At 64.9% G+C, this 25,116-nt stretch carries 25 protein-coding genes; 9 read left to right on the top strand and 16 right to left on the bottom strand.

The features are described from left to right. Window positions 1-54: 54 nt before the first annotated feature. The 4 genes from ASD44_RS08680 to ASD44_RS08665 are packed head-to-tail and all read left to right on the top strand — an operon-like array spanning window position 55 to window position 4,590. Window positions 55-783: an SDR family oxidoreductase gene (locus ASD44_RS08680; RefSeq protein ID WP_056110725.1), complete on the top strand. Its 729-nt coding sequence runs from the start codon at window positions 55-57 to the stop codon at window positions 781-783. A 3-nt stretch (window positions 784-786) separates the two neighbouring features. Continuing rightward, a complete protein-coding gene (locus ASD44_RS08675; RefSeq protein ID WP_056110723.1) occupies window positions 787-2,502 on the top strand; it encodes a GMC family oxidoreductase N-terminal domain-containing protein in 1,716 nt (571 codons plus the stop codon). Window positions 2,503-2,514: 12 nt separating this feature from the next. Continuing rightward, entirely contained in the window at window positions 2,515-3,288 is a 774-nt protein-coding gene (locus ASD44_RS08670; protein WP_056110721.1) for an SDR family oxidoreductase, read from the top strand. 18 nt (window positions 3,289-3,306) lie between these two features. After that, window positions 3,307-4,590, top strand: a complete 1,284-nt coding sequence (locus ASD44_RS08665; RefSeq protein WP_056110719.1) for an AGE family epimerase/isomerase — start codon at window positions 3,307-3,309, stop codon at window positions 4,588-4,590. Between the two features lie 24 nt (window positions 4,591-4,614). Here the strand turns inward: ASD44_RS08665 and ASD44_RS08660 are convergent, their stop codons facing one another. From ASD44_RS08660 to ASD44_RS08585, 16 genes are all read right to left on the bottom strand, one after another. Continuing rightward, the gene (locus tag ASD44_RS08660) at window positions 4,615-5,088 is read right to left on the bottom strand and encodes a hypothetical protein (RefSeq protein ID WP_056110717.1); all 474 of its coding nucleotides are present in this window, start codon (window positions 5,086-5,088) and stop codon (window positions 4,615-4,617) included. 130 nt (window positions 5,089-5,218) lie between these two features. Further along, window positions 5,219-5,698 (bottom strand): pyridoxamine 5'-phosphate oxidase family protein, encoded by a 480-nt coding sequence (locus ASD44_RS08655; RefSeq protein ID WP_056110715.1) that lies wholly within the window; start codon window positions 5,696-5,698, stop codon window positions 5,219-5,221. Between the two features lie 48 nt (window positions 5,699-5,746). Further along, window positions 5,747-6,940 carry a 4-hydroxybenzoate 3-monooxygenase gene (gene pobA, locus ASD44_RS08650; RefSeq protein ID WP_056110712.1) on the bottom strand — a complete coding sequence of 398 codons (1,194 nt, stop codon included), beginning with the start codon at window positions 6,938-6,940 and terminating at the stop codon, window positions 5,747-5,749. 5 nt (window positions 6,941-6,945) lie between these two features. Next, window positions 6,946-8,010: a 3-carboxy-cis,cis-muconate cycloisomerase gene (locus tag ASD44_RS08645; protein WP_056110710.1), complete on the bottom strand. Its 1,065-nt coding sequence runs from the start codon at window positions 8,008-8,010 to the stop codon at window positions 6,946-6,948. Window positions 8,011-8,019: 9 nt separating this feature from the next. Continuing rightward, window positions 8,020-9,225 carry a 3-oxoadipyl-CoA thiolase gene (gene pcaF, locus ASD44_RS08640; RefSeq protein WP_056110709.1) on the bottom strand — a complete coding sequence of 402 codons (1,206 nt, stop codon included), beginning with the start codon at window positions 9,223-9,225 and terminating at the stop codon, window positions 8,020-8,022. A gap of 1 nt (window position 9,226) precedes the next feature. Continuing rightward, window positions 9,227-10,012, bottom strand: a complete 786-nt coding sequence (locus ASD44_RS08635; protein ID WP_056110707.1) for a CoA-transferase subunit beta — start codon at window positions 10,010-10,012, stop codon at window positions 9,227-9,229. A gap of 3 nt (window positions 10,013-10,015) precedes the next feature. After that, on the bottom strand, window positions 10,016-10,861 hold the full coding sequence (locus tag ASD44_RS08630; protein WP_056110705.1) for a CoA-transferase: 846 nt from the start codon (window positions 10,859-10,861) through the stop codon (window positions 10,016-10,018). A gap of 29 nt (window positions 10,862-10,890) precedes the next feature. Next, entirely contained in the window at window positions 10,891-11,517 is a 627-nt protein-coding gene (gene pcaG, locus ASD44_RS08625) for a protocatechuate 3,4-dioxygenase subunit alpha (RefSeq protein ID WP_200946458.1), read from the bottom strand. Then, entirely contained in the window at window positions 11,514-12,239 is a 726-nt protein-coding gene (gene pcaH, locus ASD44_RS08620; RefSeq protein ID WP_056110701.1) for a protocatechuate 3,4-dioxygenase subunit beta, read from the bottom strand. Before pcaH ends, pcaG begins: the two co-directional genes overlap by 4 nt. A gap of 35 nt (window positions 12,240-12,274) precedes the next feature. Next, window positions 12,275-12,670 carry a 4-carboxymuconolactone decarboxylase gene (gene pcaC / locus ASD44_RS08615; protein WP_056110699.1) on the bottom strand — a complete coding sequence of 132 codons (396 nt, stop codon included), beginning with the start codon at window positions 12,668-12,670 and terminating at the stop codon, window positions 12,275-12,277. Beyond that, window positions 12,663-13,466: a 3-oxoadipate enol-lactonase gene (gene pcaD, locus ASD44_RS08610; protein WP_056110697.1), complete on the bottom strand. Its 804-nt coding sequence runs from the start codon at window positions 13,464-13,466 to the stop codon at window positions 12,663-12,665. The genes pcaC and pcaD overlap by 8 nt, the downstream gene beginning before the upstream one ends. After that, window positions 13,466-14,182 carry an ABC transporter ATP-binding protein gene (locus ASD44_RS08605; protein ID WP_056115740.1) on the bottom strand — a complete coding sequence of 239 codons (717 nt, stop codon included), beginning with the start codon at window positions 14,180-14,182 and terminating at the stop codon, window positions 13,466-13,468. The genes pcaD and ASD44_RS08605 overlap by 1 nt, the downstream gene beginning before the upstream one ends. Continuing rightward, the gene (locus ASD44_RS08600) at window positions 14,163-14,927 is read right to left on the bottom strand and encodes an ABC transporter ATP-binding protein (RefSeq protein WP_056110694.1); all 765 of its coding nucleotides are present in this window, start codon (window positions 14,925-14,927) and stop codon (window positions 14,163-14,165) included. The genes ASD44_RS08605 and ASD44_RS08600 overlap by 20 nt, the downstream gene beginning before the upstream one ends. Beyond that, window positions 14,924-15,937, bottom strand: coding sequence for a branched-chain amino acid ABC transporter permease (locus ASD44_RS08595; protein WP_056110693.1), 1,014 nt, complete (start codon window positions 15,935-15,937; stop codon window positions 14,924-14,926). The genes ASD44_RS08600 and ASD44_RS08595 overlap by 4 nt, the downstream gene beginning before the upstream one ends. Further along, on the bottom strand, window positions 15,934-16,797 hold the full coding sequence (locus tag ASD44_RS08590; protein ID WP_056110691.1) for a branched-chain amino acid ABC transporter permease: 864 nt from the start codon (window positions 16,795-16,797) through the stop codon (window positions 15,934-15,936). Before ASD44_RS08590 ends, ASD44_RS08595 begins: the two co-directional genes overlap by 4 nt. A gap of 64 nt (window positions 16,798-16,861) precedes the next feature. After that, window positions 16,862-18,040: an ABC transporter substrate-binding protein gene (locus tag ASD44_RS08585; protein WP_056110689.1), complete on the bottom strand. Its 1,179-nt coding sequence runs from the start codon at window positions 18,038-18,040 to the stop codon at window positions 16,862-16,864. Window positions 18,041-18,216: 176 nt separating this feature from the next. Between ASD44_RS08585 and ASD44_RS08580 the strand changes: the two genes are divergently transcribed. The 5 genes from ASD44_RS08580 to otsB all read left to right on the top strand — a co-directional run bounded on the left by ASD44_RS08580 (window position 18,217) and on the right by otsB (window position 25,012). Then, window positions 18,217-19,005, top strand: coding sequence for an IclR family transcriptional regulator C-terminal domain-containing protein (locus tag ASD44_RS08580; protein WP_056110687.1), 789 nt, complete (start codon window positions 18,217-18,219; stop codon window positions 19,003-19,005). Window positions 19,006-19,103: 98 nt separating this feature from the next. After that, complete coding sequence (locus tag ASD44_RS08575) at window positions 19,104-20,165, top strand: glycosyltransferase family 4 protein (RefSeq protein WP_056110685.1); 1,062 nt, start codon at window positions 19,104-19,106, stop codon at window positions 20,163-20,165. Window positions 20,166-20,200: 35 nt separating this feature from the next. After that, window positions 20,201-22,363, top strand: coding sequence for an amylo-alpha-1,6-glucosidase (locus tag ASD44_RS08570; RefSeq protein WP_156459908.1), 2,163 nt, complete (start codon window positions 20,201-20,203; stop codon window positions 22,361-22,363). A 124-nt stretch (window positions 22,364-22,487) separates the two neighbouring features. Next, entirely contained in the window at window positions 22,488-24,266 is a 1,779-nt protein-coding gene (locus ASD44_RS08565) for a trehalose-6-phosphate synthase (protein WP_056110678.1), read from the top strand. Then, the gene (gene otsB / locus ASD44_RS08560; RefSeq protein WP_056110676.1) at window positions 24,263-25,012 is read left to right on the top strand and encodes a trehalose-phosphatase; all 750 of its coding nucleotides are present in this window, start codon (window positions 24,263-24,265) and stop codon (window positions 25,010-25,012) included. The genes ASD44_RS08565 and otsB overlap by 4 nt, the downstream gene beginning before the upstream one ends. Window positions 25,013-25,116: the final 104 nt, after the last annotated feature.

The following is a 25,116-nucleotide window of genomic DNA, read 5'->3' as shown; positions in this document are numbered from 1 at the left end:
TGTTCATAGTCTGATCGAAGCCAATTATGGCAGGCATCGTAGAGGAGGAATGCGATGGGGGAGCAGCTTTCAGGCAAGGTCGTGCTTGTCACCGGGGCCAGCTCCGGCATCGGGCGGGCGATGGCCCGCGCCGTGGCGGCCGCCGGAGCGCAAGTCGCGCTCGTCGGCCGGTCGGATGAGCGGCTTCAGGCCGTCGCTTCGGATATCGGTGAGGATGCCCTTGCCCTTGCCGCGGACTTGACCAAACCGGGTGAAGTCGACCGGGTTGTTTCCGAGACGGTTGCGCGCTTTGGCCGGATCGACATTCTTCTTCCCAATGCCGGGCTTTACATTCCGGGCGAGGTCGCCGAGGGCGATCCCGATGCATGGGACGAACTCATGGCGATCAACGTCAACAGCGTGTTCCGGCTGGCGCGCGCCGTGCTGCCGGGCATGATCGAGCGCGCCGGAGGGCACATCGTCATCACCTCGTCGGTCTCCGGCCATCAGGCGATCCACTGGGAGCCGATCTACTCGGCCTCCAAGCATGCGATCCAGTCTTTCGTACATGGGCTGAGGCGGCAGGTGGCGAGGCACAACATCCGCGTCGGCGAGGTCGCGCCCGGCGTCGTACTCAACGAATTGTGGGGCTACAACGACCCCGCCGCTATCTCCGCCAAGGTGGAAACGCGCGAGGGGCTGCGCTCGGAGGATGTCGCCGACGCCGTGCTCTACATGCTGACGCGGCCGGCCAACGTCACCATCCGCGATCTCGTCATCCTGCCGCAGAACCAGGATATCTGAGCCGTGAGACCGCCCGACCACGCGCCATTCGACTATGTGATCGTCGGAGCGGGCGCCGCAGGTTGCGTGCTTGCCAATCGCCTCAGCGAAGACCCGTCTGTGCGGGTCGCGCTGGTGGAGGCCGGATCCGACCGCAATGCGCGCAAGGCGATCGTGCGCATCCCGCTGGCGATGGTCACCTTCATGGCGCCGGCGCTGGCCTTTCTCGGTGGACCGAAATTCATGTCGTGGTTCGAAACCGAGCCGGAGCCCGGCCTGCAGGGGCGTTCGATGGCGCTGCCGCGGGGCAGGGGCACGGGCGGCAGCACCAATGTCAACGGGCAGATTTTCATTCGCGGCCAGCGCGAGGATTTCGACGGTTGGCGCGACATTGGCAATCCTGGCTGGGGTTTCGACGACCTGCTGCCCTATTTCCGCAAGCTGGAGCGGTTTGAGCCGCTGGCCGACCCTGCCACCGCCCGGCGGATACGAGTGGGAGGCCGCTCGTTCTACGAAAGCGTCGATTCAGCCTATCATGGCATCGACGGACCGCTGAACATCGCGCCGCTGCGCAGCGTCAACCCGATGGCGTTCGCCTATCTGGAGGCGGCGCAGCTTGCCGGTTACACGCTCAATCCCGACTTCAACGGCGAGCGTCAGAACGGCGTCGGGCTATACACTTTCACGCAGAAGAACGGCGAGCGCGTTACCGGCGAGGGCGCCTATCTCGATCCCGTGCGTCACCGGCCGAACCTGACCGTGATTGCGGAAACGCAGGTCACCAGGGTTCTGTTCGAAGGCCGCACTGCAACCGGGATCGCGTGGCGCCGAGGCAGCGAGACCGGCGAACTGAAGGCGCGGGAGGTCATTCTCGCGGCCGGTTCGTTCGTGTCGCCACACCTGCTCATGCTTTCCGGCGTCGGCAAGGCGCGCGAACTTGTCCGTCATGGCATCGCCGTCATCCGCGACCTTCCGGGCGTCGGCGAAAACCTGCAGGACCATCTCGACGTCACCCTGGAGTACCGGTCGAAATCGATCGCGCCCTATGGCCTGTCGCTGAAGGCGATGCCGCGCAACGCCCTCCATCTCGCCGACTGGCTGTTTCGCCGGCGCGGCCTGTTTTCCTCGACGACGGGCGAGGGGGGCGGGTTCGTCTCGACCGACCCGGCAAGCGAGCGGCCTGACATCCAGCTCTTTTTCTGCACCGGGCGCGCCAACACGCAGGCCGCCTCCGGTTTCGGGGGCCACGGCTTCCTCATGCATGTCTGCCAGTTGCGCCCCGGCAGCATCGGCCGCCTGACGCTGAAAAGCGCCGACGCGAACGACAAGCCGTCGATCCTCTACAATTTCTTTCGCGGCGACAGCAGCATGGACGTGCTGCGCAACGGCATCAGGCTTGCCCGCAAGATCATGGCGCAGAAGCCGTTCGAACCGCATCTCGACGCCGAGATCGATCCCGGCCCCGAAGCGCAGGGCGACGGCGCGCTGGACGCCTTCATCCGCGAGCGCGTCGGCACCCTGTTCCATCCTGTCGGCACCTGTGCGATGGGTCGCGGCGAGCAGGCGGTGGTCGATCCGGAGACGCTGCGGGTGCATGGCGTCGATGGATTGCGCGTGGTCGATGCCTCGATCATGCCGACGATCGTTTCCGGCAACACGGTGGGCGCGACCTATTGCCTGGCGGAAAAGGGCGCGGACCTGATCAGGGCGGCTGACAAGGCCGTCGCCAAGGCAGCCTGAGAGGAGGATGGCATGGCGGATTTCACCGGCAAGGTAGCGCTCGTCACCGGAACGACGGGCATCGGCCGGGCCGCCGCGTTGCGGCTCGCGCAGGGTGGAGCGTCGGTCATGGCGCTCGGCATCGACGATGCTGGAAACGCCGCGCTGGCGGACGCGAACGGTGCCATCCATGTGCGCAAGACCGATGTCGCCGATCCCTCGCAGGTCGAGGCGGCCTTCCGGGAGATCGAGCGCCGGTTCGGCGGCCTCGACGTGATCGTCAATTCGGCAGCGATCCATCCCTATGGCGACGCGGTTTCCACCGATCCGGCAACCTTCCTGCGCTGCCTCGCCGTCAATGTCGGCTCTATCCACCTGACCGCGCATTGGGGCGTGCCGCTGATGCGAGCGCGCGGCGGCGGCGCTATCGTCAACATCTCAAGCGTGCAGGGTCACGCCTGCCAGCCGGGCGTCGCGGCCTATGTCGCCTCGAAGGGCGCGATCCATGCGCTGACGCGGGCGATGGCGCTCGATTTCGCCGGCGATAAAATCCGCGTCGTCTCGGTCAGCCCCGGCTCGGTGCGAACGCCGATCCTCGAGATCGCCGCGCGTACATTCGACGGGCCGGATGCCGATATCGACGCCGCCTTCGCGCGCTTCGGCGCGGCGCACCCGCTGGGGCGCATCGGCGAACCGGAGGAGGTGGCGGAACTGGTCGCTTTCCTGGCGTCGCCGCGCGCCGGCTTCATTACGGGTTCGGATCATGTCATCGATGGCGGGCTGATCGCCGGCATCGGTGTGCGCTAGAAATCGGGAACGGGATTCATGGCAAGTCAAGGAAGCCAGCAGAGCTGGGTCGGCACGGGAGGCCCGCGCTTCGTCCAACGCCCGGCGCATCGGCGCTGGCTGCTCGGCCAGGCGATGGGCCTGCTCGATTTCTTCCACTACCGCGCCTTCAACCCGGCTGGCGGGTTTTCGCCGCTGGACGATGTCGGTTTGCCGTTTCCCGCCAAGGACGGACGCGGCGTCGAGCGGCAGATCCACGACACCACCCGCACCGTTCACTGCTTTGCCATTGCTCATCTGCTCGGCCTGCCGGGCGCTGACCGGATGATCGACCACGGCATGGATTTTCTGTGGAAGCGTCACCGCGATGCGGACAGGGGTGGCTACTTCTGGGGCGTTGACGATGACAGGGCGACCAATCCGACCAAGCAGGCCTATGGACACGCTTTCGTCCTGCTTGCCGCATCTTCAGCCAAGGTGGTCGGCCATCCGGACGCCGACCGGCTGCTGGCGGATGTTTCGGATGTGCTCAACAACCGGTTCTGGGAGGCGGACGTCGGAGCAACGAGTGAGGAATACGCGGCCGACTGGTCGCCGCTCGGAAATTATCGCGGCCAGAACTCCAATATGCACCTGACCGAAGCGCTGATGGCCGCCTATGAAGCGACCGACGACCGGGCCTATCTGGCCATGGCCGAAAGCATCGCCTCGCTGATCATCGGCCGCCATGCGCGCGAGCAGGATTGGCGCGTCGCCGAGCATTTCACCGAAGGCTGGCAGGTCGACCTGGACTATGAGGGCGATCCGACCTTTCGTCCGGCGGGCACGACGCCCGGCCATGCGCTCGAATGGAGCCGGCTGCTGGTGCAACTCTGGAGCCTCGGCAACCGCAAGCATGACTGGCTGATCGACGCCGCGCGGCAACTCTTCTTCAAGACGGTTTCGATCGGCTGGGACAAGGCCGCCGGCGGCTTCTACTACACGCTCGACTGGCAGGACCGTCCGGCGCGCTCGGACCGCTTCTGGTGGCCCTGCGCGGAGGGCATAGGCGCTGCCGCGGTTCTCGGCGCCGTCGATCCCGACCCACGCTTCGAGGAATGGTACCGGCGGATCTGGGATTTTTCGGCCAATCATCTGATCGACCACGACAATGGGGGCTGGTTCCCGGAGCTCGACTCCGACCTGAAGCCGGTCAATCGGGTGTTCCGCGGCAAGCCCGACCTCTACCACGCGCTTCAGGCGTGCCTGATCCCGCTCCTGCCGGCCGATGGCAGCATCACGCGCGGCTTGCTGAAAGGCCTGCCGGTTGGAGATGGAGCGTAGCGGATTTCGAAGACCGGCGGAGCGCTATTGCGCGCCGTCTTTGCGGATTTCGTCATTGTCCAGATAAAGCGTGTAGATGCCGGACCCGGCATCGTAGCCGCCGTCGTACAGGATCGTCCCCGCTTCGCCCGCCCAGCAAGGCAGCTCTTTCTCAAACAGGGTGCAAGTGGAACTGGCCGACGTAAATCCCAGATCGGCGGCGGCCTTGTCGGCATGATCTTTTGCCGGAAGGTCGGCCAGCAGGTCACGCCACTGGACGTATTCGGTCCGATCCTTGCGGGTGATCGTCGCCGTTATGACCGACGGGACATGACCCTCGCCCAGGATGCAGGTCACATACTTTTCGCCCTTGCCGTCGACGATATACTCCCGGCATTTCGGCTTGAGGAGTTCGGTAACCTCGGCCAGCGACATGCCCGGCCGGACCTGCAGCCGGTCCTCGGCATGGGATGGAAACACCGCTGTGGCGGCAAACAGGATTGATAAGGCGATGCGCATTCCGCCGCTCCTGAACAATGTCGGCCACAACAGCAGACTTGTCGGCGGTAGGCAATGCCCCGCGCGTCGGGCCAGCCAGCAGGCGGCAGGAACGAAGCCCCTGCCTGCCTGCCGGCCTGAAGTTGATCGCCTATTTCAGATCGACGGTCGCCACGTGGTCTTCATAGTCCTTTTTCGGATCACCCATGCCGAGGAACATCTTGACGCCGGCGACGAGGCTGGAGGCGTCCAGCCAGATTTCGGCTTCGGCCGGATCGAAGCGCAACAGGCGGAGCTTTGGGTCGTCCTTGCCGCCTTCGAACCAGGCCGCGACAAAGCGGTTCCACAGCCGGTCGATCAAGGCGCGATCGTTGTCGACCGCCAAAGTGCCCTGGACGGTAGCGAACAGATCGTGGCCCTTCGCGGCGTAAACCAGTGTCGCTTCCTTCGCCTGTGACAGGCTTTCGGCAAGCTCCGTATCGCTGGCGGTGAAGAAGTAGATCACCTTGGCGTCGCCGTCGAACTGCGCCGTCAGCGGGCGCGGGTGGACGTCGGACAGGCCGACCATCGCTGTCATGTCTGAGCGGATCGATTTCCAGAACTTCGTTTCGAACTCTTTGTTGTCGGGCATGGTCTTCTCCTGATGAGAAGGCCTAACGTCCGGCATGAAGCGATGTTCCTACGCTGGGCCGAGTTGCAGGCGTGAACCGGACTTGCCGGTGTAGTTCTCGGCGAAAGCGGAGGCCGCGGCATCCGACTGCCGCAAATGATCAAACTCGGCGCGCTGCAGCCGGCGTCCGAAATCATCCAGCTCGGGAAGCCGGTGCAGGATCGAGGTCATCCACCAGGAAAACCGTTCCGCGTTCCAGATGTGCAGGAGCGCGCGGGCGGAATAATGCGCGATGCCGGTCTCCGAGCGCTCGCGGTAGAATTCGATCAGCGCATCGGCGAGCAGCCCGACATCGTGGACGGCGAGGTTGAGGCCCTTGGCCCCCGTGGGAGGCACGATGTGCGCGGCATCGCCGGCCAGGAACAACCGGCCGAAGCGCAGCGGTTCGGCGACGAAGGAACGCAACGCCGCGACCGACTTTTCGATTGAGGGTCCGGTCTGCAATTTCTCGGCGGTTTCGGGATCCAGCCGCTGGCGCAGTTCGTCCCAGAAGCGGTCGTCCGACCAGTCCTGCGCGCGTTCCTCGACCGGCACCTGCACATAGTAGCGGCTGCGCGTATGTGAACGCTGGGAGCACAATGCAAAACCGCGCTCGTGGTTGGCGTAGATCAGTTCGTCCGATACCGGCGGCTTTTCGACCAGCACGCCGAGCCAGCCGAAAGGATAGGCGCGCTCGTATGTCGTCAGCGCCGTGGCCGGAACGCTGGCGCGCGAGACGCCGTGAAAGCCGTCGCAGCCGGCGATGAAGTCGCAGGCGATCTCGTGGCCGACGCCGTCCTTGACGTAACGGACGGTCGGCGATGCGCCGTCGAAGCCTTGGAGCGAAACGTCGTCGACCTCGTAGATGCTGTGCGCGCCCGAAGCGTCGCGCGCGTCCATGAGATCGTGCGTCACTTCAGTCTGGCCGTAGACGGTGACCGTGCGGCCGATCAGCTTCTTGAAGTCGAAGCGGTGCCGTTCGCCGCCGAAGCTCAATTCGACGCCGTCATGAACAAGCCCTTCGGCATGAAGGCGCTGCGCGGCGCCGGCGCGTTCCAGGAGCTCGACCGTGCCTTCCTCGAGCACCCCGGCGCGGATGCGGCCGAGCACATAGTCGCGGCTCTTGCGTTCCAGGATGACGGTTTCGATGCCCTGCAGTTCCAGCAGGCGACCGAGCAGCAAGCCTGCCGGGCCGGCGCCGATGATGACGACATGGGTCCGCATGGCCGCTAGCCCAAAACTTTGGAGGGGCGGAAGTGCAGCCCGGCCAACAAGGCGTGCGCCTTTTCCAGTCCGGCGGCGGTGGCGACCACCATCTGTGGCAACACCATCCACTCCAGCGTCCACGCCGCGCCGGAACGCTCGTTCTCATGCACCAGAGCCTGATGCAGCGTGCCGAGCAGTCCGGCATTGAAGCGCGCCAGCGTCACCAGCATCTCGGCCTGCACCGGATTCGATTTATGCGGCATGGCCGAGGAACCGCCGCCGCCTTCCAGGCTCACCTCGGCGAGCTCGGTCTGCGCCATCAGCGCGATGTCCTTGCCGATCTTGCCCAGCAGACCCGAGGTCAGCGACAGCCAGGAGCCGAATTCGGCGATGCGATCGCGCTGCGAATGCCAACAGGGCGCATCAGAAAGCTTTAGCGTTTTCGCCATCTCGGCGGCGATGGCGTTGCCCTTGCCCTCGAACGCCGCCCGTGTGCCGACGGCCCCGCCGAGTTGCAGCGCGAACAGATGAGGCGCCAGTTCCGCCAGCGTTTGCGCCTGTCTTCGCAGCGGGGCCGACCATGTTTCCAGCTTGTCAGCGGCGGTGAAGGCAAGCGCCTGCTGCATGCGGGTGTGCGCCATCAGCGGTGTCGCGCCGTAGCGTTCCGCGAGGCGCGGGAACACACCGGCCAGAGCGTCGAAATGTTCAGCCAGAATGGCAGCCGCCTGCTTGAGGCGCAGCATCAGCGCGGTGTCGATGATGTCCTGGCTGGTTGCTCCCAGGTGGACAAGTTTGCGATGGGGCTCCTCCGTCTGATCACGCAACTGGCGCACGAGTTCCGGCACGATGACGCCGTCCTTCGCCAGACCCTCGGCCAGGCTCTCCCAGTCGGGTTGGAAACCGCGGCAGGCTTCACCGATCCGCATCGCCGCATCCGCTGTAATGAGCCCCGCCTTCGCTTCAGCATCCGCCAGCGCGGCCTCCACCTGCAGCAGGGCGGCGAGCTCGGCCTCGTTCGAGAACAGGGCTTCGACCGCCCTGCTGCTGGTAAGGGCGGAAAGCAGCGGTCTGGACGGCGCGTTGGTCATGCTGCCACCTTAGACGGCCTCAAGTGCGACGGAAATGCCCTGGCCGACGCCGATGCACATGGTGGCGAGCGCGCGCCGCCTGCCGGTCAGCTTCAGCTCCAGCGCGGCGGTGCCGGTGATGCGGGCGCCCGACATGCCGAGCGGGTGGCCGAGCGCGATGGCGCCGCCATTCGGGTTGATATAGTCGGCGTCTTCCGGGATGCCGAGATCGCGCAGCACGGCGATGCCCTGGCTGGCGAAGGCCTCGTTGAGTTCGACCACGTCGAAGTCCGATGGCTTGATGCCGAGCCGCGCGCAGAGCTTCTTCGTGGCCGGCGAAGGTCCGAAGCCCATGATGCGCGGCGGCACGCCGGCCGCGGCGCCGCCGGTCACGCGGGCCAGCGGCTCCAGCCCGTATTTGCGCATCGCCGCTTCCGAGGCGACGATCAACGCCGCCGCGCCGTCATTGACGCCGGACGCGTTGCCGGCCGTGACGGTGCCGCGGGCGCGGAACGGCGTCGGCAGCCTGGCCAGCGCTTCGAGCGAGGTGTCGCCGCGCGGGTGCTCGTCCTTGTCGACCACGATCGGATCGCCCTTGCGGCGCGGGATCGTCACCGGGACGATCTCGCGGGCGAGCCTGCCATTCTCCTGCGCTGCCACGGCCTTCTGCTGCGAGCGCAGCGCAAAAGCGTCCTGGTCGGCGCGCGAAATCTGGAAATCCTCGGCGACGTTCTCGCCCGTTTCCGGCATGGAATCGACGCCATATTGTTGCTTCATCAGCGGGTTGACGAACCGCCAGCCGATTGTGGTGTCGAAGATTTCGGCCGAGCGCGAAAAGGCGGTTTCCGCCTTGGGCATGACGAAGGGCGCGCGCGACATCGACTCGACGCCGCCGGCGATCATCAGTTCGGCCTCGCCGGCGCGGATCGCGCGGGCGGCGGTGATGACCGCATCCATGCCGGAGCCGCACAGCCGGTTGATCGTCGTGCCGGAGATCGTGTGCGGCAGGCCGGCCAGCAGCAGCGCCATGCGGGCGACGTTGCGGTTGTCCTCCCCGGCCTGGTTGGCGCAGCCGAGGATCACGTCGTCCACAGCCTCGAAATCCACCCGGGGGTGACGCTCGGCAAGCGCTTTCAGCGGGACCGCCGCGAGATCGTCGGGCCTGACGGAGGAGAGCGCGCCGCCATAGCGGCCGATGGGCGTGCGGACGAAGCCGCAGATGAAAGCCTCGTTCAATTCAATTTCCCTTCTTGCTGCCGTGGGCGAGTTCGGTGCGCCGTTGCAGGTCGCGCAGGGTGGTCAGTTCAAGCTCGGTCGGGGCAGGGGTTTCATCCACCTTGTCGGAGAAGCGGACCGGCCAGCCGCAGGTCTCCTGCACCATCTGGCGGGTGACGCCGCGATGCATGGAGACCACGGTGAACTCCTTCGTTTCCGGGTCCGGTTTCCAGACGGCAAGATCGGTGATGAGCAGGGTCGGTCCCTTGGTGGTGAGACCGAGCCGCTGCCGGTGGTCGCCGCCATCGCCGTGGCCGAAGGATGTGTAGAAGTCGAGCTTGTCCACGAAGCCGCGTGGAGCCTGCTTCATGGTGAGGAAGATTTCGCCGCAGGAGGTGGCGATCTCGGGGGCGCCGCCGCCGCCGGGCAGCCGCACCTTCGGCTTTTGGTAGTCGCCGATGACGGTGGTGTTGAGATTACCGAAGCGGTCGAGCTGGGCCGCGCCGAGGAAACCGATCGATATGCGCCCGCCCTGCAGCCAGTAGCGGAACATCTCCGGCACCGGAACCGTGGTCAATGCCGTCTCGCACAGTTCGCCGTCGCCGATGGAGAGTGGCAGCACCTCCGGGGCGGTGCCGATGGTGCCGCTTTCATAGATCAGCGTGATGTCCGGCGCGTGAGTGAGACGCGCGACGTTGCAGGCGGCCGACGGCGCGCCGATGCCGACGAAGCAGACATCGTCGTTGGACAGCGCGCGCGAGGCGGCGATCGTCATCATCTCGTTGGGCGTGAAATCGGAAACGGTCATGGCTTAAAGTCCTTCCACGCGCGCTGCGAACACTTCCGGCCCGACATCGAGCACGTTTTTCTGCATCCATTCGGTGAACAGCGCCCGGTCGGCGGAGACCTTGTCCCAGTCGAGATAGGCGGCGTTGTCGCGGGCATAGTAGCCGTGCGTGTAGGAGGGATGCGCGCCGCCCTGCACATGGACGACGGACGTCACCGCCCAATGCGGCAGCACGCAAAGATTGGGGTGCAGATCGTTGAAATCATCGACGATTTCCTCGACGGTCACCACCGCGCGCCTGGCCGCCAGCACCACTTCCTTCTGCACGCCGACGATGCCCTCGATCAGGATGTCGCCGCGCCGGCTCGCCTTCTGGGCATGGATGAAGGCGACATCGGGCCGATGCGCCGGGATGGCCGCCAACTTCTCGCCGGTGAACGGGCAGATGATGCTTTTGATGTCTGGGTTCACCTTGGGCAGGTCCGAGCCGACATAGCCCCGGAAAATGGCGCAGGGCAGGCCGGCGGCGCCGGCCGCATAGGCATTGGCCATGGCGGAATGGCTGTGCTCCAGGATCTCGATGGACCGCGGCCAGCTGTTTTCGATGGCGTCGCGCATCCGCCGCAGCAGGCCGACGCCCGGGTTGCCGGCGAAGGAAAACACCACCTTTTTGGCCAGGCCCATGCCGATCATCTGGTCGTAGATGATGTCCGGCGTCATGCGGATCAGCGTCAAATCCTTGCGGCCCTGGCGGATCGCCTCATGCGCCGCCGCGTGCGGAATGAGATGGGTGAACCCCTCGAAGGCAACGGTATCGCCGTCGCGGAGGTTTTCGGCAACGGCCTCGCGGAGGCTCTGGAACTTGGCCATGGTCTGCTTTCGGTTCTCTCTTGTTGTGGTCAGACGTCGAAGAAGATCGTTTCCCCGTCGCCCTGCAGGTGAATGTCGAACGTGTAGGTGGCGGCGCCGTCTACCTCGCCGCGCGAGGCGATGAGCGTCGCGGCGCGCGCCTTCGACCCGATGCCCGAGAGCACCGGGCATTCGCCATTGGCGGCGTCCTCGTCGGCGAAATACATCCGGGTATGGAGGCCGAGATTGATGCCGCGCGCGACGATCCAGAAGGAGATGTGGGGCGCCATCAGGCGGCCATCCCGACAGGGAACGCGGCCGGGCTTGATCGTCTCGAAGCGGTATTCGCCGGTCGTGCCGTCTGTCGCCTGCCGTCCCCAGCCGGTGAAATGCGGATCGGCCTCACCGCGCTTTTCCAGCGGGCTGTTGTACAGGCCGTTCGCGTCGGCCTGCCAGATCTCGATCAGCGCATCCTTCAACGGCACGCCGCTGCCGTCGAAGATGCGCCCGCTGACAATGATGCGCTCGCCGGCCGTTTCGGCGTCGACCATGGTGCGGCCAAGGTCCTCGGGGTATACGCCTTCGATGTCGCACCAGTTGGGCGTCAGGCCGATATGCACGTATGGCCCGGCGGTCTGCGACGGCGTTTCCTCCAGCGTATTGGGCCTTGTCATCAGTTGCCCTCCAGACGATTCTCGAACAGGGTCGAGTGGCGACCGCGCAGCACGATGTCAAAGCGGTAGGCCAGCGCATCCATCGGCAGCGTGTTGTCGCGGTCGAGCGCGGCGACGAGCTGTTCGATGGCGGCGCGGTCGGGGATGGCCGAGACGATCGGGCATTGCCAGATCATCGGGTCGCCCTCGAAGTACATCTGGGTGACCAGCCGTTGCGCGAAGGCATATCCGAACACCGAGAAATGGATGTGGGCCGGGCGCCAGTCGTTGGGGCCGTTGGGCCAGGGATAGGCGCCGGGCTTGATGGTGCGGAAGCGGTAGCCGCCGTCGGCGCCGGTGACGGTGCGGCCGCAGCCGCCGAAATTGGGGTCGAGCGCGGCGACATAGCCTTCGTTGCGGTGCCGGTAGCGTCCGCCGGCATTGGCTTGCCAGAACTCCAGCAGCACGTTGGGGACGGGGCGTGCGTCCTCGTCCAGCACGCGGCCATAGACAATGATACGCTGCCCGATCGCATCGCCGGTTTGAGCGTAATTGCGGATCAGGTCGTTATCGAGCGGGCCGATCAGGTCGTGGCCGAAGCGGGGGCCGGTCATTTCGGACAATGTCGTGTCGAGCGACAGCAGCCGCTGGTTCGGGGAACGCAGCACCGAGGATTTGTACTGCGGCGTCAGCGCCGGCGGGTGCCAGCTCCTGTCGCGCGGCGTAAAGGTCGGTTGGTCGGACATATCGTTTCCTTGTTCGGACGGGTGTACCCCGCCTCTCATTCCTTCGGTGCGGACTGCATGTCCGCATAGGTTTTCTTGGCGATCTTGAAGGCGTGGTTGGCCGCCGGAACGCCGGCGTAGACGGCCACATGCATCAAAAGCTCACGCACATCCTCCATCGTCGCGCCGGTGTTGCGGGTGGCGCGGATATGCATGGCGAGTTCCTCATCCTGACCGAGCGCCGCCAGCAGAGCGAGGGTGACGATGGACCGTTCGCGGGCGGAGAAATGCGGCCGTGACCACACCGAGCCCCAGGCGCCTTCGGTGATGAAGGTCTGGAAATCGCGGTCGAGGTCGCCGATGGCGGCGCTGGCGCGATCGACATGGGCGTCGCCCAGCACCTTGCGGCGAACCTTCATGCCGGTCCGGTAGCGGTCGCTCTCTTCAGCCATGCGACGATCCTTCGAGATGTTCCCGGACAAGGTTCGCCAGGACTTCCGGCTGCTCCACGCAGGGGATGTGGCCGGCGTCCTTGATGAGGGCGAAGCGCGAGCCGGGGATGAGCCTGGACGTGGCCCGCACGAGGTCCGGCGGCGTCGAGCCGTCCTGATCGCCCGCCACGCACAGGACAGGCGTAGCGATCCTGGCGGCGTCGGCCCGCAAATCCGTGTCGCGCACCGTGGCGCAGGTTGCGACATAGCCGTCCGCCGGCATCCGCACCAGCATGTTGCGCCAGCCGGCGAACTCGTTGGCGCGGCGCTGGCGGAAGTCCGCCGTGAACCAGAGTTCGAGAATGGACTCCGCCACGGAGGCGATGCCGCCGCGTTCGACCGCGCCGATCCGATTGGCCCAGCTTTCCGGCGTGCCGATGCGGGCGGCGGTGCCGCAGAGAACCATTGCCGCGACGCGTTCCGGCGCGCGCACGGCAAGACGCTGCGCGACCATGCCGCCAACGGAGAGGCCAACGATCGCGGCGCTGGCGATGCCGAAATGGTCGAGCAGCGCCAGCAAGTCGTCGGCATGGTCGTCGATCGTGTAAGGCCCAGGCGGTGCGTCCGACAGGCCATGGCCGCGCTTGTCGTAGAGCAGGATGCGGTAGCGGCCGGCGAGCCGGGCAGCCACCTCTGCCCAGATGCGGAAATCGCTGCCCAGCGAGTTGGAGAAGACCAGTGCCGGTCCGTCAGCCGCGCCGATGAGGCGGGTGTGGAGCACGATGCCGTTGGCGCGTATGAATTGCGTTTTGGCCATCAATGCAGCTCACCTACGCCGATATAGCGCTCGACCAGCGTGGGATCGGCGCGCAATGTTTCGGCCCTGCCTTGCCAGGCGATGGTTCCGCGCTCGAGAATGAGAACGGTCTGCGCAAACTCCAGCGCGCTTTCCAGCCGCTGCTCGACCAGCAGGATCGTCATCTCGCCGCCGGCGGCCAGCTGCGTGAATGCCGCCATCAGCTCCTCGCAGATCACCGGCGCCAGCCCTTCCAGCGGCTCGTCGAGCAGTAGGACCGAGGGACGGCCGAGAATGGTGCGGGCGACCGACAGCATCTGCTGTTCGCCGCCTGAAAGCTGCCAGCCGAGATTGCGGCGGCGCTCCCTGAGCCTCGGAAACATTTTGTAGGCTTCGGCGATAGCGCTGCGCGGCCTGTCCTTGATGCCGACGAGGAGGTTCTCCTCGACGGTCAGCGACCTGAAAATGTCGCGCGTCTGCGGCACCAGCCCGAGACCGCGCCGCGCGCGTTCGGAACTGCGCAATGCAGCGACGTCGTCGCCTTCGAGCAGGATGGCGCCGCCATAGCGCCGGTTCATGCCCATGAGGCTTGCCAGCAGCGTCGTCTTGCCCATGCCGTTGCGACCCAGCACCGCCATGCGCGAACCCGATGGCACGGCGAAGGACACGTCCTCCAGAACGACCGTCGGCCCGTAGCCGGCGCTCAGCCCCTTCACCTCAAGCGACGCGGCGGGCATCGGCATAGCTCCCCAGATAGGCTTCGCGCACCCTGGCGTCGGCGGCGACGGCCGAAGGCAGGCCTTCGAAAATGATCTCGCCGGCCGCCAGCACGACGACGCGGCGGGCGAAGCGGAAGACCAAATCCATGTCGTGCTCGATCATCAGCACGGAGAGATCTTCCGGCAGGCGCGCCAGCGCCTGTTCGATGCGCGGCGTGTCGGCTGAAGGCACGCCGGCGGCGGGCTCGTCGAGCAGAAGCACATTGGGTTTAAGCGCCAGCGCAATGGCGATTTCGAGCAGCCGCTGCTGGCCGTAGGCGATTTCGCTGACGGGGCGGCGGGCCACTTCGCTCAGTCCGAGTACGGTCAGCACATCCTCGACTTCGTCGGACACGGTCGGGTTGCCGAGGAAGCGCGCCAGGATTGCGGTGGCCTTTCCCTCGCGCTGCAGGATGGCGAGCGTGACATGCTCTTCCGGGGTCATCTCCTGGAACAGGCGCGTCACCTGAAAGGTCCGCACCAGCCCCTTGCGGACGCGCCGGACCGAGCCAAGCTGGGTAACGTCTTCGCTGCCCAGATGAACACGGCCGGCATCCGGCTTGAGCAGTCCGGTCACCAGATTGACGAAGGTCGTCTTGCCGGCGCCGTTCGGTCCGATCAGGGCCAGCCGCTCGCCGGGCTTCATGGCAAGCGTGATGTTGTTGCTGACGGCAAGGCCACCGAAGGATTTGACGAGGCCCTCGACGCGAAAGAGATCGCTCATGGCTTGCCTCCCTCGCGGCGACCGAGGCCGGGCACCTTGTCCAGAAGGCTGGCGAGCCCGCCCGGCGCCACCAGCACGACGGCGACGAGCAAGGCCCCCACCATGGTCAGCCAGTGGAACGGGTTGTAGGCCGAGACGGTGTGTTCGAAGCCCATGAAGATGACCGCTCCGATGAGCGCGCCGTAAAGCGAGCCGAGCCCGCCCAGCACGAGCATGACAAGCGCGTTGGCGGATAGTTCGAAACTGATGCTGTCCAGCCCGACAACCTGCGTGGAGATGGCCGCGAGCGCGCCGCCGACGCCGGCCACGGCTCCGGAGATGACGAACATCTTCAACATGACCGGAAAGACCGATGCGCCCATGGCCTTCACCCGCACCGGGTCCTGGCGGATGCCTCGGCACAGCACGCCGAAAGGCGAGGAGACGACAAAGCGAAGCAGCGCGAAGACGACGACAAGCAGCACCAGCCCGAACAGATAGGCGGTGCGTCCCCACAGGTCGAATTCGAAGACCCCGAACAGGGGGCTGACCGAGAGGCCGGCGAGACCGTCGCTGCCGCCGGTATAGCTCGAGAATTTATTGGCCGCCTCGTGGCCGAGCTGGACGATGGCGATGGAGAGCACCAGCTGCGCCAGTCCATGGGCGCGCAGCATGATCGCGCCCATCACCAGACCGGCCGCGGCCCCGGCGATAGCCCCGACCAGCACCAGCGTCAGCGGTTCGGTGACGCCGCCATGAACGCAGGCGAAGCCCGCCGCATAGGCGCCGGCGCCGAACATGGTCGCCTGGCCGAGCGATGCGACGCCGCAATAGCCGGTGACGAGATCGAGCGACAGCACCAGCAGCGCGACCGCGATGATGCGGGTCAGCAAAGCGAGATTGTCGGGAAACAGGAAATAGCCCGCCGCGCCGGCGAGAATAATGGCGGCGAAGCCTGCAAGATCGCGCAAGGGATGGCGTTTGCCGAACGAGGCGGCAACGGTGGCGGGCAGGGGGGCGGATTGTGTCATTGCGCCCTCCCGAAGAAGCCGCGCGGAAATGCACTGACGATGGCGATCACCGCCGCGTAGAAGAAGAAATTGCCGAACTCCGGCATCAGGTAGCGGCCGACCGTGTCGATGGCGCCGAGAGCCAGACAGGCGACGACCGTACCAAGGATGGAGCCGGCGCCGCCCACCGTCACGACGACCAGGAACAGCACCATGTAGCGCAGCGCGTAGTAAGGCTCGACCGGCAGGAATTCAGCGCCGATCACGCCGCCGAAAGCTGCGAGGCCGACGGCTATGGAGAAGGCGACCGCGTAGATGGTCGGCGTGCGGACGCCGAGTGCATCGGTCATGGCGGCGTTGTCGACCGTGGCGCGCAGCTTGATGCCGAAGGCGGTGCGCTCGATGAGGAACCACAGCGCCGCTGCCACCGCGATGCCGCAGGCGATGACGAAGATGCGGTGCCCGGCCAGCGTGCGGAAACCGATATCCACGGGCTGCGCCAGCACCGAGGGCAGCGGGATGGTCTTCAGCGTCGGACCGAAGAAGTAGTTGGTGATGCCGATGACGCAGAAGGTGATGCCGATGGTCAGGAGGACCTGCAGAAGCTCGGGTTTTCCATAGATGCGGCGGTACAGGAACCGCTCCAGCGGGGCACAGAGCAGGATGGTGCCGGCAACGGCCAGCACGATCGCAGGCGCATAGCCCCAGCCAAGGTCACGCGCCACATAGGAGGCGATGTAACCGCCGATCATGGCGAAGGCGCCGTGGGCGAGGTTCACCACCCGCATCAGCCCCATCGTCATCGACAGGCCGATCGAGATGATGAACAGCACCATGCCGTAGGCAAAGGCATCGGTCGCGACACTGAGGATCGTCTGCATGACTAGGTGAAATCCCTGGGTTGGAGTATGCGGCCCCCCGACCGCATACTCCGTCCGTTACCGGCTACTTGGCAGCCAGCCCCGGATCCTTCTGGTTCTCGAAGGTCTGTATTTCCTTGTTGATGTAGGTACCGTCGGCCTGCTTGGTCACTTCGCGCAGGTAGATGTTTTCGGTGATATGACGGGTGTCGGCATCGATGGAGACCGGGCCGCGCGGGCTCGTCCATGACAGGCCCTTGACCGCATCGACGGCTTTCGCCGCGTCCTGCTTGCCTTCGGTCGCCTCGATCATCTTGTAGATGACATGCATGCCGTCGAAGGCGCCAACCGATGGGAAGGAAAGCTCGGCCGGATTGCCGATGGCTTTGCTCGCGGCTTCGACGAAGGTCTTGTTCTCAGGCGAGTCGTGCGAGACCGCGTAATGGAAGGTCGTCAACATGCCGGCCGCCGCGTCGCCCAGCGCCGGAAGGTCCGATTCCTGCGTCAGGTCGCCAGGCGCGAACAATTTGGTGCCGGCTTTCTTCAGGCCGGTCTCGTTGAAGGCCTTGACGAAACCCAGCGTCGTCGGTCCGGAGGGCAGGAAAGCGAACACCGCCTCGGCGCCGGAATCCTTGACGCGCTGCATGATCGGGCTGAAATCATTGGTGTTCATCGGCATGCGGATCGCATCGACGACCTGGCCGCCGGCTGCCTCGAAGGCCTTCTTGAAGGCGCCCTCGGCGTCGATGCCCGGACCGTAGTCGCTGACGACGGAGATGACCTTCTTCACGCCGTTGTCGATGACGACCTTCCCAAGCGGCGTCGTGGTCTGCGCCGTGGTGAAGGAGGTGCGCACCACCAGCGGCGAGGTCTTCATGATGGCCGAAGTGGCGGCGTTGAAGATGACGAGCGGCGTGTTCGCCTGCTCGAGCAGCGGCGTGATGGCCATGGCGTCCGGCGTGAAATAGACGCCGCCGAGATACTGGACCTTGTCCTTGACGACCAGTTCCTGCGCCAGGGCGCGGGCCTGTGCGGGGTTGGCGGCCGGCAGGTCGCGGTAGATCACCTCGACATCGTTGCCCTTCACCGTCTTGCCGTTGAGGGCCATGTAAGCCTCGACGCCGGCCTGGAAATTCTTGCCCTGTAGGGCGAACGGACCCGAAAACGGGCCGATGATGCCGACCTTCACGGTATCGGCAGCGGCAGCGCCGGATCCCAGTAGCAGCGCGCCGAGCGCGGCGCCGAGCAGCTTCCTTACATTCATTGTCGTTACCTCCCACAGGCTGCCACAAGAGCGGCAACTGGATTGTTCGTTCTTCCCCATTTCGGCTGCCGAAATGTTCGTATTGTGAACATTGATAGCCAATACGAACATGTTGTACTATGGTGACCTGTCGAGTCAAGCGCCGGAGTGGGGCTTGGCGGCTTGGAGCGTGCCGAATGAGCAGTCAAATTCCTGCATCGCCGGAACGGGCGGGAGAGGATCGGGATTTCGTCGGCAGTCTTGAAAAGGGACTGGCGGTGATCGAGGCCTTCGACGCCGACCGTTCGCGGCTGACGCTGACGGATGTTGCCAAGCTCACCGGGACGACGCGGGCAGGCGCGCGGCGCTACCTGCGCACGCTGGTCAAGCTTGGCTACGCCGAGTTTGACGGCCGCTTCTTCAGCCTGACGCCCCGCATCCTGCGACTGGGCTATGCCTATCTCGCTTCGGCCCCGATGCCCGCGCGGCTGCAACCCTTTTTGGAAAAGATATCGGAGGAAACGGGGGAATCGAGTTCGGCGGCGATGCTGGACGGCGATGAGATCATCTATATCGCCCGTTCCGCGACCCGGCGTATCATGTCGGTAGGGCTCGGCGTCGGAACGCGGCTGCCTGCCTACTGCACCTCGCTCGGCCGCGCCATTCTCGCCTACCAGCCGCAGGCCGACATCGAAGCTTATCTCGAACGGGTTCATCTCGATGCCCGAACGCGTTTCACCATCACCGGCAAGCAAGAATTGCTGGCGGCGCTGCGCGAGGTTCACGAACAGGGCTACGCGGCCATCAACGAGGAGCTGGAAATCGGCCTGCGCTCCATCGCTGTCCCGGTCCAGCAGGAGAATGGATCCGTGCGGATCGCCATCAATGTCGGCACCCAGGCGGCGCGTTTCGAAGCAACCGAAATGGTGGAGCGCTTCCTGCCGGTGCTGAAGGCGGCGAGCCAGGCGATCCGCTACACTTTGTAGGGGTTTCGGGTCTCGAATGGAAACTGCCGCTCCGGTTCGGTCGGAACGATACCGCGCCCCACGCATTTTCGCCCTCATAAGCCAATATGAGGGATACAATGAAAATCGCGCATGTCGCGCCGCTCTACGAATCCGTACCGCCGCGGATGTATGGCGGCACCGAACGCATCGTTTCCTATCTGACCGAAGCCCTTGTCGACCTCGGCCATGACGTGACGCTGTTTGCCAGCGGCGACACCGAGACATCGGCCAAGCTGGTGGCGTGCCGTGAGCGCGCCCTGCGGCTCGACCCGCAGCCGCTGAAGTCGGAGATAGCGGCGCATCTTTCGATGCTCGACGAGGTGCGGCAGCGGGCCGCCGATTTCGATGTCGTCCATTTCCATCTCAGCCATTTCCTGCATTTCCCGTTCTTCGAGCAGATGGCCGGCAAGACCGTCACGACGCCGCACGGACGGCTCGACTATGCCGACCTCGCTTCAGCCTATGCGCGCTTTCCGCGCTTCCCGATGATCTCGATTTCGCGAAGCCAGAAGGCGCGGCTGCCCGACGCCAACTGGGTTGGCACGGTCCACCATGGTTTGCCTGCCGGCTTGTACCAGCCGGAATTCAGCCAGCCGGGGCAGGGCGGTTATCTGGCCTTCCTCGGACGGTTCTCGCGTGACAAGCGCCCCGACCGCGCCATCGAGATCGCCAGGCGAACCGGGCTGAAGCTCAAGCTCGCCGCGAAGATCGGCGATGCGGACAAGGCTTATTTTCACGAGGTGGTCGAACCGCTGCTCGACGGTGAAAACGTCGAATATGTCGGGGAGATCGCGGAAGGCGAAAAGGCGGTGTTCCTTGGCAATGCAGCCGGTTTGCTGTTTCCCATCGACTGGCCCGAACCGTTCGGGCTGGTGGTGATCGAAGCCATGGCCTTCGGCACGCCGGTGATCGGTTGGAATTGTGGGGCGGTTCCGGAAGTCATTGACAACGGTGTGACCGGTTTCGTCGTCGACAGTGTCGATGAGGCGGTCGCGCGGGTGCCCGACATGCTGCAACTTGACCGGCGGGCGGTTCGCTCGACTTTCGAAGCGCGGTTCTCGGCGCAACGCATGGCTCGAGACTATCTCGCCGCCTACGCCCGGATGCTGGGTGGAACCCCCGAGGTTCAGGCTTCCTAGCCGGCCCTTGCCATCACAAGGAGACACCGTTGAACATTGTCCCCCTCGATGAGCGCACACTCGATCCGGCGGTCGCGCTGGCGTCGCTCGACGATACGGCGCCGCGCGAACCGCATCGCCTCTTTGCGCTCAAGCATGGCGACTGTTTCGCGGTCGCCGACGCCTATGGCGATATCCGCGGCGCCGGCGACGGTTTCTTCCGCGACGATACGCGCGTGCTGTCCGAGTACCGATTGAGCATCGGCGGGCGCGCCACTTCATTGCTCGGCGCGTCGCTCAGCCGGGACAATGTGCTGTTCACCGCCAATCTGACGAACCTGCCGATCAAGAGCCTAGGCGGCCGCGATATCCCGCAAGGGGCGATCCACATCGAACGGGTGCGGCTGTTGTGGGAGGACAGGCTCTATGAGCGCATCACGTTGTCCAATTACAGTCAGGTACATTCGACGGTGCTGGTGTCGCTCCAGTTCGCCGCCGATTTCCGCGACATGTTCGAGGTGCGCGGCTCGACGCGTGCCAAGCGCGGCGTCGTCCGGGCAGTCGAGACGGACGACCATTCGGCCGTCCTGCGCTATCAGGGGTTGGACGAGCTGGTGCGGACCTCGGTGCTTTCCTTCTCGCAGGCGCCGGACGAGATGCTGTCCGACCGCGCCGATTTCCATATCGCCATAACCAAGCGCAGCAGCCGGACGCTCTACATCGAAGTGGGGGCGGAAGTCGCCGACCGGCCGGACCGCGAACGCTTTCGCGCGGCCAATGCCCGCGCGCGCTTCGCCATGCGGGCAAAGCGCCGGCACGGCGCGACGCTGCACAGTTCCGGCCGGGTGTTCAACGACTGGATCGAACGGGCGCGGGCCGACGTGGCGCTGTTGACCACCGAACTGGAGACGGGGCCCTATCCCTATGCCGGGATACCGTGGTTCTCCACGGCGTTCGGCCGCGACGGCGTCATTTCGGCCCTGCAGATGCTGTGGCTGAATCCCGGTCTGGCGCGCGGCGTGCTCTCATTCCTGGCGCAGCACCAGGCGACCGAGACTTCCCCGTTCAGCGACGCCGAGCCTGGCAAGATCATGCATGAGACGCGCAAGGGCGAAATGGTGGCTTTGGCCGAGCTTCCCTTCGGCCGCTATTACGGCGGCGTTGACACGACGCCACTCTATATCCATCTCGCCTGCGCCTATGCCGACCGCACCGGAGACATGGCTTTCATAGACGGGTTGTGGGGTTCGCTTTGCGCGGCGGCGCAGTGGATCGAGGAGACCAGCCGGGCCACGGGATTCGTGACCTACCAGCGGGCGGCGGATTCAGGTCTCTCCAATCAGGGCTGGAAGGACAGTTCCGATTCCGTCTTTCATGCCGACGGGCGCATCCCCAAGGGGCCGATCGCCCTGGTCGAGGTTCAGGGCTATGTGTTCGCGGCTTTCAGCGGGCTGGCGAAGCTGGCGAAGCGGCGCGGCGATGACGAGCGCGCCAGGCACTGGGAGCGTTTGGCCGAAGCCATGCGGCAGCGCGTCGAAGACAGGTTCTGGCGCGAGGAGCTTGGCACTTACGCCCTTGCCATAGACGGCGAGGACAAGCCGTGCGACGTGCGCACCTCGAATGCCGGCCATCTTCTCTATGTCGGGCTCGCCGCGCCGGAACGCGCGAAGCTGGTGGCCGATCAGTTGCTGTCGGCGTCGTTCCAGTCCGGCTGGGGTATCCGGACGCTCGCGGACGATGCCATTTTCTTCAATCCGATGTCCTATCACAACGGCTCGATCTGGCCGCATGACACTTCCATCTGCACCGCCGGCCTTGCGCGCTATGGAGCGCACGACCATGTCGTGCGCCTGACCAGCGCGATGTTCGAGGCGGCGGTCCATTTCAACATGCGCCTGCCCGAGCTGTTCTGCGGTTTCACCCGTTCGCCCGGCGAGGCGCCGATCGCCTATCCGGTCGCCTGCCTGCCGCAGGCATGGTCGGCGGGCGCCGCCTTCATGCTGTTGCAGGGTTGCCTCGGCCTGGAGATAGACGGCTGGAAAGGCGAGATCAGCGTCAGGCGCCCCGGCCTTCCGATCGGCATCGACAAGCTGACAATACGGCATCTTCAGGTGGGAACGGTGACGGTGGATATTACCTTCCAGCGGATTGGCGACAGGGTCGTCGCCTATCTGGCCGACGAACATGAAGGCTTGGCGCCCTTGAGCGTGCTCAGCTAAAAAAGCCGGAACCGATCCCACGCTTGTGCGTTGCACAAATCCGGACCGGATGAATTCCGCGCCCGATTTCGAGAAAAAAACGAGGTGAACAGCCGCTTTGACGGCTGAGGAGCATTTTTCTTCCATGACAAGCGGCAGCTTGGACGTCCTGAATTCCCTTCCCGCCATTTGGCTCCTGATCCTGGCAAGCCTGATCCTTTCAGTTGTTGCGGTTGCGGTCTCCCTCATGCGGTCGCGAAAACATGCGCCTGTGAGCCCGCCCACCGATCTTTCGGAAACCGCCCGGAAACTGTTGCGGGAATTCGAGAAGAACGGACAATCCGCCAATGCCAGCATGGTCAACTGGACGTCGGGAACGCTGAAGAAAATCCTCACGGACGAAATGCCGGGCGCGCAGGTCATCGTCGTCTCCAACCGTGAACCGTACATCCACAATCTGGACGACAATGACGAGGTGGAGCTTGTCGTTCCGGCGAGCGGGCTGGTCTCGGCGCTGGAGCCGATCACGCGAGCCTGCGGCGGCACCTGGATCGCCTATGGCGGCGGATCGGCAGACCGCCAGACCGTGGACGAAAATGATCGCGTTGCCGTTCCCCCCGACGATCCTTCCTACACGCTGCGGCGTGTCTGGTTGAGCGATGAGGAGCATCAAGGCTACTATCTCGGCTTCGCCAATGAAGGGCTGTGGCCGCTCTGCCATATCGCGTTCACCCGGCCCGCGTTTCGGGCTTCCGACTGGGAGACCTACGAGGCCGTCAACCGCAAGTTCGCCGACACCGTGGTGGCGGAAGCGACCAACGACCGGCCAATCGTGCTGGTGCAGGACTATCATTTCGCACTTCTGCCGCGCATGATCCGCGAACGCCTGCCAGGCGCGATCATCATCACGTTCTGGCACATTCCGTGGCCGAATTCCGAAGTGTTCAGCATCTGCCCGTGGCGAGAGAAGATCCTCGACGGGCTGCTCGGCAGCTCCATCATCGGGTTCCACACGCAGTTTCACTGCAACAATTTCATCGAAAGCGTCGACCGGTTTCTGGAAACCCGGATCGAGCGCGAGGATTCATCCATTTCCTACGGCGGCGAGACCAGCCTTGTTCACGCTTACCCGATTTCGATCGAGTGGCCGTCTGCCCTGCTCGAGACGATGCCCGGCGTGGCCGAATGTCGGTCCAAGATACGCCGTAAACATGGTCTGTCCGACGAGGTGAAGCTCTGCGTCGGCGTCGAGCGGCTGGATTACACCAAGGGCATCGTCGACAGGTTCCAGGCCATCGAAGAGTTGTTCATAAATCATCCGGAGTGGATCGGACGGGTGACGTTCCTGCAGATCGCCGCGCCAAGCCGGGGGGCGCTTCCGGCCTACCGGCAACTCTACGAGGAATGCCACAGCTACGCGGATGAGCTGAATCGGCGCTTCGGCCGCGACGGTTATAAGCCTGTGCTGATGGTGGCGGAGCATCATACCCAGCGTCAGGTCTATGAAATCTACCGCGCAGCCGACGTCTGCCTCGTCACCAGCCTCCACGACGGCATGAATCTGGTGGCGAAGGAGTTTGTCGCGGCGCGCGACGACGAGCAAGGCGTGCTCCTGCTGTCGACGTTCGCCGGCGCTTCGAAGGAGCTTCTGGAAGCGCTGATCGTCAATCCCTACGATGCCGCCTCAACCAGCGATTCCCTGCTGCAGGCGTTGACCATGTCTGAACAGGAACAGTCCAACCGCATGCGGCGCATGCGAGAAATCGTGCGCGACAACAATGTCTATCGCTGGGCCGGTTCGATGCTGCTCGACGCGGCACGGCTGCGCAAGCGCGCCGTCCCCGATGACGCGTCCGACTATGACCCGCCCGTCGAAGGCAATGTCGTGCGCATTTTCGACCGCAAGGGAGTCGCTGCCTTATGAATGATATGTTTCGCAAAACCGCGCCGGATGTGACCGACGAAAAGTGGGCGCTGTTCCTCGATATAGACGGCACCCTGCTGGAACATGCCGATCATCCTGATGCCGTGGTGGTCAGTGCCGAACTGCGCGATCTGCTGGTGGCGCTTGAACGCAAGCTCGACGGCGCGCTGGCCTTCATCACCGGTCGTTCCATCGCCGCGGCCGATACCTTGTTCGAGCCTTTGCGGCTGCGCGCCGCGGGCCTCTACGGGCTCGAGCACCGGATGGAGGCGAATGGCCCGGTCGAGGCGGCCGGCACGCCGGCCGACATGACCGCGCTCGCCGACGAGATCGAAAGCGAGCTTTCCAGGGACAAGGTCTATGTCGAGCGCAAAGGGCCGATCCTGGCAATCCATACACGCGCCGCTCCGCATCTGCTGGCGCGGGCGACCGAAATGGTCGAGCAGGCGCTCGCCCGTCTTCCCGCAGGCTATCGCGTGCTACCCGGCAATGCCGGCGTCGAACTGATGCCGCTCGAGGCCGCCAAGAGCGCGGCCATCCGCCGCTTCATGGAAACGCCAGATTTCCAAGGCCGGCGTGCGGTCTTCCTCGGTGACGACACCGCCGACGAAAACGGCTTCACCGCGATAAATGAAGCCGGCGGCATGTCGATACGGATCAAGCCCAACGGGGCGACAGAGGCGTCTTATACGCTGGCGAATGTGGGCGAGGCGATAGTCTGGCTGAACCGTCAACTTGACGCATAAAGAACGAGAACGAACGATGTTCGGAAAACTGTTGAACGAATTGTCGCCCCAGTGGTTGAAGCGGCCTCGGCGGAGCCGGTGGGAGCATACTGGCGCGACGCATA

Source organism: Mesorhizobium sp. Root554 (assembly GCF_001427025.1).
Classification (GTDB): domain Bacteria; phylum Pseudomonadota; class Alphaproteobacteria; order Rhizobiales; family Rhizobiaceae; genus Mesorhizobium.
The sequence above is the reverse complement of the archived record's forward strand: the minus strand, read 5'-3'. Positions and strand labels throughout refer to the sequence as shown.